Origin of the sequence: Microbacterium sp. CSI-V (genome assembly GCF_001984105.1) — a bacterium.
Taxonomy (GTDB): Bacteria; Actinomycetota; Actinomycetes; order Actinomycetales; family Microbacteriaceae; genus Microbacterium.
In genome coordinates, this window is sequence record NZ_MTQM01000009.1 from 420781 (window position 1) to 432416 (window position 11636).

Annotated in this window: 8 protein-coding genes; 4 read left to right on the forward strand and 4 right to left on the reverse strand. The window is 72.1% G+C overall.

Going from position 1 to position 11636, the window contains the following annotated elements; genetic code table 11:
- Positions 1-13 precede the first annotated feature (13 nt).
- Both CSIV_RS12770 and CSIV_RS12775 read right to left on the reverse strand, forming a co-directional pair.
- On the reverse strand, positions 14-3301 hold the full coding sequence (locus CSIV_RS12770; RefSeq protein WP_077052651.1) for an ATP-dependent DNA helicase: 3288 nt from the start codon (positions 3299-3301) through the stop codon (positions 14-16).
- Entirely contained in the window at positions 3298-6513 is a 3216-nt protein-coding gene (locus tag CSIV_RS12775; RefSeq protein WP_083735131.1) for an ATP-dependent helicase, read from the reverse strand. The genes CSIV_RS12770 and CSIV_RS12775 overlap by 4 nt, the downstream gene beginning before the upstream one ends.
- 160 nt (positions 6514-6673) lie before the next feature.
- Between CSIV_RS12775 and CSIV_RS12780 the strand changes: the two genes are divergently transcribed.
- Both CSIV_RS12780 and CSIV_RS12785 read left to right on the forward strand, forming a co-directional pair.
- Entirely contained in the window at positions 6674-6898 is a 225-nt protein-coding gene (locus CSIV_RS12780) for a DUF3107 domain-containing protein (RefSeq protein WP_077051768.1), read from the forward strand.
- Between the two features lie 10 nt (positions 6899-6908).
- Positions 6909-7196: a hypothetical protein gene (locus CSIV_RS12785; RefSeq protein ID WP_077051769.1), complete on the forward strand. Its 288-nt coding sequence runs from the start codon at positions 6909-6911 to the stop codon at positions 7194-7196.
- Between the two features lie 65 nt (positions 7197-7261).
- On the opposite strand, the gene CSIV_RS12790 is transcribed toward CSIV_RS12785, so the two are convergent.
- The gene (locus tag CSIV_RS12790) at positions 7262-7975 is read right to left on the reverse strand and encodes a ferritin-like fold-containing protein (RefSeq protein ID WP_077051770.1); all 714 of its coding nucleotides are present in this window, start codon (positions 7973-7975) and stop codon (positions 7262-7264) included.
- Positions 7976-8125: 150 nt separating this feature from the next.
- Here CSIV_RS12790 and CSIV_RS12795 point away from each other — a divergent pair, with 150 nt between their 5' ends.
- Entirely contained in the window at positions 8126-9586 is a 1461-nt protein-coding gene (locus CSIV_RS12795) for a DEAD/DEAH box helicase (RefSeq protein ID WP_077051771.1), read from the forward strand.
- Positions 9587-9640: 54 nt separating this feature from the next.
- Here CSIV_RS12795 and CSIV_RS12800 read toward each other — a convergent pair whose 3' ends face one another.
- Positions 9641-10501, reverse strand: coding sequence for a PHP domain-containing protein (locus tag CSIV_RS12800; protein WP_077051772.1), 861 nt, complete (start codon positions 10499-10501; stop codon positions 9641-9643).
- Between the two features lie 103 nt (positions 10502-10604).
- Here CSIV_RS12800 and CSIV_RS12805 point away from each other — a divergent pair, with 103 nt between their 5' ends.
- Positions 10605-11636 carry an endonuclease/exonuclease/phosphatase family protein gene (locus tag CSIV_RS12805; protein WP_077051773.1) on the forward strand — a complete coding sequence of 344 codons (1032 nt, stop codon included), beginning with the start codon at positions 10605-10607 and terminating at the stop codon, positions 11634-11636.

The window sequence follows — 11636 nt, forward strand, 5'->3', positions numbered from 1 at the left end:
CGCGGGGAGCTGATCAGCCGCGGAGCACGATCTCGTCCCCGACGTAGAAGAGCGTGACGTCGATCAGGTCGAACGGCACCCCGTGCTTGGCGTGGTAGGCCTCGCGGTACAGCTCGAGCTGGAGCATGCGCGACCGACGTTCGGCCTCGTTCGTCGGCGGCCGACCGGTCTTCCAGTCGACGATCTCGAATCGCTCGCCGCGCCGGTAGACGGCATCGAGCTTGCAGATGACGACGTGCGGACGTCCGTCGAGCCGCGTCGTGACGAAGTCGATCTCGGTCTCGACCTCGAGGGGCTGCAATCCCGCCCACTCCGACCTTTCGAAGATCTCGCACAGCCGGTGGAGCTCCTCGGCGTCGGCCGCCGAGGCGCCGTCGTCCTCGTCGTCCCAGAGGCCGGGATCGTCGAGCCCCGAGCCGGAACCGACGATGCCGGACCGCTTCTCGACCCACGCGTGGAACAGGGTTCCGAGGCGCGTCTGGCGGTACGGCCGCTCCGGCAACGGGCGACGGAGCTCCTCGACGGCCCCGCCGTAGTCCGCGACGAAGTCCTTGAACTTCGACGCCGGGATGCGCGTGGGGGCGGGAGCGTGCGAAGGACGCAGGCGGTCGGCGCGTTCGGCCAGCAGAAGCTCCAGGTCGGCATCCGGGTCCGACGGAGCACGCGTGCGCGCCGCGGTCACGTCGGCGACCGCGGCGGTCACCGCCGTCCGGCGCGCACCGAGCGGGTCGAGCGGCCAGTGCAGCAGCCGACGTTCGCCGTCGTACGGATCCTCTCCCGGGTCGCCGACGCCGAGGTCGAGGCCGAGGGCGGCGGTGGCCTCGTCCAGGAACACGCTCGGTGTGCGCGGGCGTTTCGTGCCCGACCAGCTCGACCCCGACAGCAGCAGGTAGTCGCGGGCGCGGGTGAAGGCGACGTACGCGAGGCGGCGATCCTCGTCGAGCTGCCGCGCACGGTTCGCCTCGACGAAGGCTTCGATGGCCGCCTTCAGCTCCTGCTGGGTCTCGGCGCCGCGCCACCCCAGGGCCGGCAACCAGGCCGAGTCCCCGCGGAACTCCGACGGCAGGATGCCGAATCCCAGCCACCCCTTCGTGTCGCGGGCGAGCGACGGCAGCTCGTCCGTGACGAGGCGCACGACGGCGACGGCATCCCACTCCAAGCCCTTGGACCCGTGGATCGTGAGGAGCTGGACCACGTCGTCCTCGGGCGGCTCGGTGCGCGGCGCGAACTCGTCCGCCTGCTCGGCGTGGTCGAGCCAGGCGAGGAGGCTCGTCACCGATCCGGACTCGTCGGCGGCGAGGAAGCCGCGGATCTCGTCGACGAATGCGCGCAGCTGCGCGGAGGCGATGCGCGCCGGCCCGCGCGACTCGTTCGCCGCCAGTTCGACGTCGAGGCGCAGCTCGGTCTCGATGAGGCGGATGAGTTCGGGGATCGGCGCACCGATGTTGCGGCGCAGGCCCGCGAAGACGATGCCCGCCTCGCGGAGACGCGCGCGCCCCTCGTCGGTGAGGTCGGCGAGCCACCCGTGACCGTCGGTCTGACGGGCGACGAAGTCGAGTGCGTCCACGAGGGACGCCCGGTCGGCCCCGGGGGTCGACCGCAGACGCTCGACCACCTCGGGCGCGAGCGGCTGCAGGGCGACGTCGTGCGTGGCGAGGCGGCGCGCGAGCTGCGCGAGGGCGCGGAGGTCCGCGAGGCCGATCGACCAGCGCGGACCCGACAGCAGACGGATGAGCGCCGATCCCGCCTCGGGATCGCTGATGACGCGCAGCGCCGAGACGACATCGACGACCTCCGGGGTCGTGAGGAGTCCCCCGAGTCCGAGGATCCGGTGCGGGATGCCACGCCTCCCGAGCGCATCGCCGAACCGCACCATGTGCTTCTTGCTCCGGAACAGCACGGCACCGGTCGTGGGACGATCCTGCGCCGCACGAGCCGCCCGCACGCCGGCGAACCACGCGGCGACACGGTCGGCCTCCCTGTCCAGGTCACGCTCGAAGAACGCTTCCACCACACCCGCCGGGGCGCCCGGACGCGGCAGGAGCTCCTCCACGGCAACCGGAGAGCGACTGGCGAGCGGCGCCAGGACGGCGTTGGCCGCCGTCAACACGCTCGCGCTGTTGCGCCAGCTCGTCAGCAAAGAAAAGGTCTGGCATCCCCCCTCCGAGGCGAACGCGGCGGGGAAGCCGCCCAGATTGCCCGCACTCGCTCCGCGCCACGCGTAGATGGCCTGGTGGGGGTCGCCGACCGCCATGACCCCCGTCCCGGCGAACAGGGTCGAGAGCAGATCGGTCTGCACGACCGAGGTGTCCTGGTACTCGTCGAGCAGGACCACGCGGTATCGGGACCGGAGCTCGTCGACCACGGCCGGGTGCTCGCGGACGATCCGCAGGGCACCGGCGACCTGGTCGGCGAAGTCCATGACTCCCAGCCGCGCCTTCTCACGGTCGTACGCCCCCGCGAGCTCGGCGAGCAGCCCCAGAGCGGAGACCCGGGATGCCGCGTCCGCGACGTCCTTGTAGACGGTGACGCGCGAGGAGGTGGACGGGCGTTCGACGATGCGGCCGAAGTCGGAGGGGAACGCCGCCAGCCGCTCGAGGTCGACCAGGTTGTCCACGCTGTCGCGAGCGATGCGGAGCGCCGCGTCGATCAGGGTGCGCGGGGACTCCTGGCGCTCCTCCAGCCGCGGGTCATCCGACGTGAACACGACGCGTCGCATGAGGAGCCACGCCGCGGATTCCGACAGCACGGCCGCCTCGGAATCCCGGCCGATCCGCAGACCGTGCTCCCGCACGATCGAGTCGGCGAAGCTGTTGTAAGTGGACACCGTGGGGCGGTGCAGCAGTTGGTCCTCGTCGTGTCCGGCGTCGCCGTCGATCCCGCCCTCCTGGGCCAGCGCGTCCAGGACCCGCCGCCGCTCAGCGTCACCCCGCGCGCCCTCGGCCCGCGCGAGATCGGCGAAGACATCCAGTCGGCCCTCGGCGTGCAGGGCGGTCAGCCGAGGAAGCAGCCCTCGCGCCTCGAACTCCGACAGACGGTGCAGGCGTCGGTGGATCCGTTCGGCGAGTTCACCCGCCGCCTTGCGCGTGAACGTCAGGCCCAGCACTTCGTCGCGGCGGACGAGCCCGTTGGCCACGAGCCACACGACTCGTCCGGCCATGGTCTCGGTCTTGCCGCTTCCCGCACCCGCGACGACGAGGGCGGGCGAGAGCGGGGCCTCGATCACCGCGGTCTGCTCCGGGGTCGGCGGGAACTGGCCGAGCGCGGCCGCGATCGTCGCGGCGGACAGCAGCGTGGTCACGACGCGCTCACCGCCGAGACCGTGTGGATGCGACACAGACCGAACGAGAACTCGTCGCGGCAGTGCACCTCGTACGGAGCGGCGAAACGGTGCCCGCGCATCACCCCGACGGCGTGTTGCACCCGCTCGACGAACTGCGTGCGGGCGTCGTCGTCGAACGGGGGCTGGTGCGGCTCGGCATAGTCCTTCGTCGCGGCGGTCGGACGCAGCACGAGCAGCTTCGCTCCCCCGGCAGGCATCCCGGCGACCTGCTCGATGGCGCCCGACGAGAACGCGAGCTGGTACGCCGCGAGTTGCGGGTTGTCGGCGACCTTCGCATCGGTCTGGGGCTCGCTCTTGCCCGTCTTGAGGTCGACGATGACGACCTCGCCCTGCGGCGTGATCTCGACGCGGTCGATGTCGCCGCTGAGGATCGCCCCGTGCTCCCCCGCGTCGGCCACGGGGATGGGGACCTCGAAGTGGCGCTCGGTGCCGACGAGGCGACCGCCCGCGTCGTCGAAGCGGCGCAGATACACCGCCAGCCGTCGGATGAGTTCGCGGGCCCGCACGCGTTCCGCGCGTTCGCGCCAGGCGGCGTCGAAGACGAGTTCGCCCCAGCGCTGCTCCACGACATCCCACAGCGCCTGTTCGGAACCGTCGGCCGCGGTCTCGAGCGCAGCGTGGATGATCGTCCCGACGCCGGCGGTCGTGCCGCTGCGATCACCACCGAGGTCGCCGATGACCCAGTCCAGCTCGCACTGCTCGAGCGCGTGCAGTCGGGACGGCGACACCCGCACGTCCTCGCGTTCCAGATCGCGCAACGGCGCCGTGGAACTCGGGGCGGCCACGCCGTACCACTGCTCGGGTGCGGCGCCGGGCACGTCGGCGGCCGCGAGCAGCGCGAGCTGTTCGGCGGCGTGGCGTCGGTCCCGCGCCGGCGAACGGGGCGACGTCAACGTCCGACGGTGGCGCGCCACCAGACCCCGCAGCGAGAGCGGGTGTTCGGGCACGGATGCCGCGGACTCGGGCGCCGGCAGCATCTCGAAGAGCACGCTCGGCCCGGTGTCGTCGTCGTCGACCGCCGTGACGATGAGGCGCGAATGCGCCCGCGAGAGGGCGCGCACGAACAGCCGCAGCTCGTCGTGCATCGCGGCCCGGCGCCGGTCGAGCATGCCGGCGGCCGGGAGGTCGGGGAAATGGACGGCGTCGGCGAGGCGCCAGGTCTCGAGCAGCCCGCCCCGCAGCCGTGTGTTCGGCCACACGCCCTCTTGGACACCGGCGATGACGACGGTGTCGAAGGCGGTTCCCGCCGCGGCGGCCGGCGTCAGGACGCGGACGGTGTCGACGACGGCGGCCTGCTCGATCCGGTCTTCGGCGACGTCGCTGCCGAGGACCGACCGGAGGAAGACGGCGGCCTCGCCGTCGGGCTCCCGCTCGGTGAACCGCTTGGCGGCCTGGAACAGCGCGACGATCGCGTCGAGATCGCGGTCGGCCTGCTCCGCGAGCGGCCCATGTCCGCGCAACGCCTCGCGCCACGGACGGGAGAGACCGCTGCGCTCCCACGCGGTCCAGAGGAGCTCGTGGGCGGTCGCCCGCTGCTCGGACTGCGTCCGCAGCGCCGCGAGCGTTTCGCCGACGCGCGTCGCCCGGCGGGCCTCGCGAGTGTCGATCGTGGCGAACTCCAGCGGATGCCGGAGGCCCGAGGTAAGGAGCTCGGCGGCGGAGCGCGACCCTCCGGCGGCGAGCTCCTCCTGGCGGAGCGCGGCACGCAGGCGTCGGAGCTCGATGGGATCGAACCCGCCGTACGTGCCGAGGAGCGCGTCGAGCACGGCATCCGGCGACCAGGTCTCGGGGTCGCGCATGCCGAGTTCCACCAGGGCGACGAGATCGCGCACCGGACGCTGCGCACCGAGTGCGGATCCGGGTCCGCTGGCGCGCGCCGGGACCTCGCGTGCGGCGAGTTCGGCCTCGAGGGCCGCGACCTGCCGTGAATCGTGGGCGACGACCGCGCACGAGCTCCAGGGCACGCCGTCGAGGACGTGCCGTTCGCGCAGGAGACGGGCGATCGCGTCAGCTTCCTCGGCGGGCGATCGAAGGAGGAAGGTGCGCACCGACCCCTCGGGCGCCGCACCCGCCGGCCGCCGGCGGTGGGCGACCACGCCCGCGGCGCCGATGCGCGCCGCGACGCTTCGCACGAGGTCGATCTGCTCGGCGGCCCCGCGGTGCGGCTCACCCAGCGCCGCGAGCGTCCCGAGCTCGGCCGCGAGGCGCGCGAAGTTCTCGGGTGTCGCCCCGCGGAAAGCGCCTGACCCCACATCCGGGTCGCCGAACGCCACCACGCCCATCCCCCGCGCCCGGCACGCCCTCAGCAGATCGATGGCGCCCGAGGTGAGCTCCTGCGCGTCGTCGACGAGGATGCAGCGGATCGCGGCGAAGCGTCCGAGGAGCTCGCGGTCGGTCACCGCCTCGTCGATGACGGCGACGGCTTCGCGGGCCAGATCGGCGGCATCGCGGTGGGCGCCGCGCATCTGGGCGCGTACAGCGCGGTATTCGGCCGCGAACGACCCGACCGCCGCCCAGACGGGAACCGCGTGCCGGTCGGCCAGCTCGGACAGGTCGTCCGGTGCGAGCCCGAGGTCGGTGCACTCGGCCAGGAAGGCCCGGAGATCCCCGCGGAAACCACGGGTGGCTCGGATCGACGGCCCGAGCCACTCGGGCCACCGCGAACGACCCTCGGCTTCGTCGAGCGCATCGCCCTCGAGGAGTTCTCGGATGATCTGGTCCTCGTCGCCCCCGGTCAACAGTTGGGGCGGCTCGGCCCCGCGCCGGACCTCGGCACCCCGGACGATCTGGAACGCGAAGGATGCCACCGAGCGCGCGAGTGCGCCGGCCGTCGCCCGGTCGACCGCGAGGGCGAGCCGGTCACGGAGCGCCGTCGCCGCGGGTCGCGTCGGAGTCAGTACGAGGATGTGGTCGGGGTCGACGCCCCGGGCCACGAGGGCGCGCACGCGCGCGAGCAGGGTCGAGGTCTTCCCCGAACCGGGGGCACCGACGACCGCGCCGCTCGTCTCGGGCGCCCAGTCGACGACGACGCGCTGCTCGACGTCGAGTTCGGCCTCGGCGAGCGGGCGCGCGGCCCCCGGTTCGCCGAGCGCTCGCGGGACGGAGTCCGCATGGGTCGCAGGCACCCGACCGCCCTCTCGGGCGAGGGTGGCGGCATCCGGATCCAGCATGTGTTCCACGCTAGCCGCGGCCCCCGACACCGGCCCCGCGACCCGCCCCGTTCGCCGTCCGCGAAGCCGGGTCCCCGGCGGGGAACCCCCCTCCGCTCGTGTCGTAGAGTCGGATCATCGCGCCGGGCGGACCGAGTTGCCCGGGCGGAAAGGGAGCACCGTGGAGATCCGCATCGGCATCACCAACACCGGCCGCGAGCTGAACTTCGAGACCGGTGAGTCCTCGGATGCCGTGAAGTCGTCGATCGCCGCGGCGCTCGACCAGTCCGCCACCCACGTCACCTTCACCGATGTGAAGGGCAACTCCTACATCGTGCCGACCGCGAACCTCGCGTTCGTCGAGCTCGGCACCGAGGAAGCCCGCCGGGTCGGGTTCGTCGCCTGAGCCACCGGCCGTGCAGATCCTCCTCGCGCTGATCTTCGGCGCGGTCGTCGGTCTCGCCGCGCACTTCCTGCTGCCTCACCGGGAGTTGCGCGGAGTCGCCCTGTCCCCGTTCGCGGGCGCGGCCGCCGCGGGCGTCTCGTGGACGATTCTCACGTGGGCGGGCATCGGATCCGACTCCCCCGTCCCGTGGGTCGTTTCCATCCTCGCGCCCGCGGTCACGACTCTCGTCCTCATCCCGGCCGTCTCGCGAGTACGCCGACAGGCGGACGCCGAGCTCCGGGCGCGCAGCGGCATCTGACCCCGGCTTCCCGAGGAGCCCCGCGGGGTCCGACGGCCGCGGCGCCGCCGCACGAGGCGACGTCCTCAAGCGGCGAGGCCCATGGCATCCATTCGCCGGGCGTGAGCGCCCATGAGTTCGGTGAACACCGGCTCGACCTTCGCCTCCTCTGCGCTGTCCAACCGGGGGTGGGCCAGAGCCGCGCGGGCGACGAGCAGGGTGTCGCCGACCAGGCGCCTTCCCCACAGCGCGAGCAACCAGCGCCACTCCTCGTCGCTGGCGATCGTCGCGCCGAGGATCTCGACGATGGCCTGGCGATCGTCGTCGGCCTGGAGGATGCGCGCCACGCGGCGGCCGGTGTCGCCGTAGCTCGAGGACAGTGCGAGGTAGAAGTCGTCCAGCATGCCCGCGGTGATGTGGACCGACAGCATCGTCTCCTGCGGACGCACGCCGTGCGTGTTGCGCCGGAACGCATCCAGCGACTCGCGGAAGGGCAGCATGAGCTGCGTGGGGTCGGCGCCCCGTTCGCGGATGAGCGCGACGATCTCCTGGTGCTTGATGAGTGCCGCGCCGGCCGCCCGCGAGAGCGACTCCTTCTCGGCGAGCTCGGGAGTGGAGGCGATCAGCTCGCTCAGCGTCTCGAAGAAGCCGAGCTGCAGGTAGGCGGCCTGACCGAGGAAGGTGTCGATCTCGGGAGCGAGCTCGGCGAAGTCGACGCGCATCGCGTCGCCGAGGTCTCCGCGCGACCGCAGCTGGAGCGTGCGACCGACCGGTCGACGACGACGGAACCACTCGAACACGCTGTACAGCCTAGGCGTCGGACCCCCGAAACACGCGCCGGGTAGAGTGGACTCGCCCCGGCGATGGATCGGGGCCCCGCGCCTGTGGACGAGTGGAGGGCGTGGATCCGACTCCCCAGGCGGTCTCTCACCGCCGGAACAGGCACGCTCATGACGACTTTCGCCGAGCTCGGCGTCGATCAGGACATCGTCGATGCCCTGGCATCCAAGGGCATCGTGGATGCCTTCCCGATCCAGGAACAGACCATCCCCCTCGGCCTCCCGGGCCAGGACATCATCGGCCAGGCCAAGACCGGAACGGGAAAGACGTTCGGCTTCGGCATCCCCGTGGTCCAGCGTCTCGGGCTGAACCCCGAGCCCGGCGTGAAGGCGCTCATCGTGGTGCCCACCCGCGAACTCGCCGTCCAGGTCTACGAGGACATGGACATGCTGACGCAGAACCGCGCGACCAGCGTGGTCGCGATCTACGGCGGCAAGGCGTATGAGGGGCAGATCGACCAGCTCAAGGCCGGTGCGCAGATCGTCGTCGGTACGCCCGGTCGCCTCATCGACCTGAACAACCAGCGCCTGCTCGACCTGTCGGGCGCGATCGAGGTCGTGCTCGACGAGGCCGACAAGATGCTCGATCTGGGCTTCCTCGCCGACATCGAGAAGATCTTCCAGAAGGTCCCCGCCGTCCGCCACACGCAGTTGTTCTCGGCCACCATGCCGGGGCCGATCGTGGCGCTCGCCCGCCGCTTCATGTCGAACCCGATTCACATGCGCGCCAACGACCCCGACGAGGGCCTCACCCAGGCCAACATCAAGCACCTCGTCTACCGCGCGCACTCGCTCGACAAGGACGAGGTCATCGCCCGCATCCTCCAGTCCGAGGGACGCGAGAAGGCCGTGATCTTCACCCGCACCAAGCGGGCCGCCCAGAAGCTCGTCGACGAGCTCAACGACCGCGGCTTCAACGCCGCCGCCGTGCACGGCGACATGAGCCAGGAGGCGCGTGAGCGCTCCATGGCCGCCTTCAAGGCCGGCAAGCGGGACGTGCTCATCGCCACCGACGTCGCCGCGCGCGGGATCGACGTGAACGACGTCACCCACGTGATCAACCACACGATCCCCGACGACGAGAAGACCTACCTGCACCGCGCCGGTCGCACGGGTCGCGCCGGCAAGACCGGCATCGCCGTGACCTTCGTCGACTGGGACGACCTGCACAAGTGGGCCCTCATCAACCGTGCTCTCGAGTTCGGCCAGCCCGAGCCGCTCGAGACCTACTCGTCGAGCCCGCACCTCTACACCGACCTGAACATCCCCGAGGGCACCAAGGGCCGGCTCGTCACCGCGCCCAAGGCAGCGCAGGCGCCGAAGGTCGAGAAGACCGACACCGCCGAGGGAACGGATGCCACCGGAGAAGGCGCCTCGCGCCGCCGCCGCCGTCGTCGCGGCGGTTCCGGCACCGGTGAGCACGGCACCGAGTCCGCGACGCCCCGCGCCGAGGGTGCGGGGACGCACGACGGAGGCGGCAGCGAGCACCACGACGGCAACGCGGCTCCGCGCCGTCGGCGCCGCCGCCGCAGCAGCGGATCCGGGGGCGGCACGACCGCTCCGGTCGCCTGACCCGACCACGCACGCAGGGCGCCGTTCCTCCTCGGAGGGGCGGCGCCGCCGCGTTCAGGGGAAGACGGGTGCCGAGCCGGTCCCGGCCGCGATCAGGCGCGCCACCATGTCGTCGTCGGTCGTGTTCTCGCCCGGCAGATTGGGTTTGCCGAGTCCGTGGTAGTCGCTGGAACCGGTGACGATCAGGTCGCGCTCGTCGGCGAGCCGCGCGAGGGCGGCCGTGGCATCCGGAAGGTTCTCACGATGGCGCAGCTCGAAACCGGCGAGGCCCGCGGCGAGCATCGCCTCGAGGACCCGACGCGGAAGGAGCGCGCGCCCGGCGGGGTGGGCGACGATCGGCACGCCTCCGGCGCCGACCACCAGCTCGACCGCGGTGACGGGATCGGGGGCGTAGAGCGAGACGTAGTACTCGTTCCGGGGGTGCAGGATGCTCGCGAACGCCTCGGTGCGATCGGCGACGATCCCCCGCGCGATCAGCGCATCGGCGATGTGCGGGCGCCCGACCGTGGCGCCGTCCTCGGTCTGGGCGACGATGTCGTCCCAGTCGATGTCGAAGTCGCGCGAGATGCGCTCGGCCATGATCTGCGCGCGGTCCAGCCGCGACGACCGGATCCGGTCGGTCATGGCGCGCAGGTCCTCGTCGTCGGGATCCACCAGGTAGGCCAGCAGGTGGACGCTGCGCCATTCGTGCTGGGCCGACAGTTCCATGCCGGGGAGGAACGTCATCCCGAGCGACGACGCGGCCTCGGCCGCCTCGGCCCACCCCGACGTGGTGTCGTGGTCGGTGAGGGCCACGGTCCGCAGCCCGTGCCGGTGGGCCGCCGCCATGACGAGGGAGGGTGACTCGGTGCCGTCGGAGTGCGTCGAGTGGAGGTGAAGGTCACTGGGTCCTTCGAATCGTCGATCTCGCTCCACCCGTCGAGCGTACCGCCCGAGCTCGAGCGACCGCGGCCGGCGTGGAGCCGTCGGAGAGGCGGCATCCGTGGATCTCCCAGGCGCCTCGCCTACGGTCGAGTGCGTGCGTCGGCTGTTCGGAATCGTGTTCGCGCTCGTGTGCGCTGCGGCGGCCACGGCGCTGACGTGGCCGACCCTGTTCGGCATCGAGCGGACGTTCCCGCTCGCGCAGATCATCTCGTTCCGCGTTCCGCTCGCCGCCGGGTTCGCCGCGGCGGCCGCCCTGGCGCTGCTGTTCGCCCTCATCCGGCCGCTGCGGGCACTGGCGCTCACCCTGACGGTGATCTTCGTCGCCGCGGCCGGTGTGAACGGCGCGATGGTGCTGCAGCGCGGCACCGGCACCGACGGTCTGCCGGAGAAGACCGACACGAGTCTGCGCGTGATGACCTGGAACACCGCGGGTTCCGCCACCTCGGCCGAGTCGATCGCGCAGTTCGCCGTGGGCATGAAAGCCGACGTCGTGACCCTTCCCGAGACGACGATCGAGACCGGCACCCGGGTCGCCGAGCTGATGCGCGACATGGGGCAGCCGATGTGGGCGCACCACGCCGAGTACGGCGAGTACGGCATCACCGGATGGGATGCCACCTCCACCACCGTGCTGATCCGGCCCGAGCTCGGCGATTACAGCGTCATCGAGTCCTCGCTGGACGGATCGAGCAACACCTCCACGGTGCCGAGCGCCGTCGCGATGCCGGTGTCCGGCAACGGCCCGATCATCGTGGCCGCCCACGCGGTCGCGCCGCGCCAGGAGTACATGACGCAGTGGCGTTCGGACCTGCAGTGGCTCGCCGACCAGTGCGCGACCGACAACGTCATCCTCGCCGGGGACTTCAACGCCACGCTCGACCACATGACGGGCCTGGGCGTCGAGGGCGGCACCCTGGGACGGTGCCGCGACGCCGCGTCGGAGAGCGGCAACGGCGGGATCGGCACGTGGCCGACGGACTTCCCGGCCCTGCTGGGCGCCCCCATCGATCACGTCATGGCCACCCCCGACTGGACGGTCACGGGCTCCGTCGTGATGCGGACGCTCGACGGCTCGGGCAGCGACCACCGGCCCATCGTCGTGCAGTTGGAGCGCACGTCGGGCTGA

Bases quoted from the DNA above. Each gene is read 5' to 3' on its own strand.
- CSIV_RS12775 (WP_083735131.1), bottom strand. From the start codon at position 6,513: ATGCTGGATCCGGATGCCGCCACCCTCGCCCGAGAGGGCGGTCGGGTG.
- CSIV_RS12795 (WP_077051771.1), top strand. From the start codon at position 8,126: ATGACGACTTTCGCCGAGCTCGGCGTCGATCAGGACATCGTCGATGCC.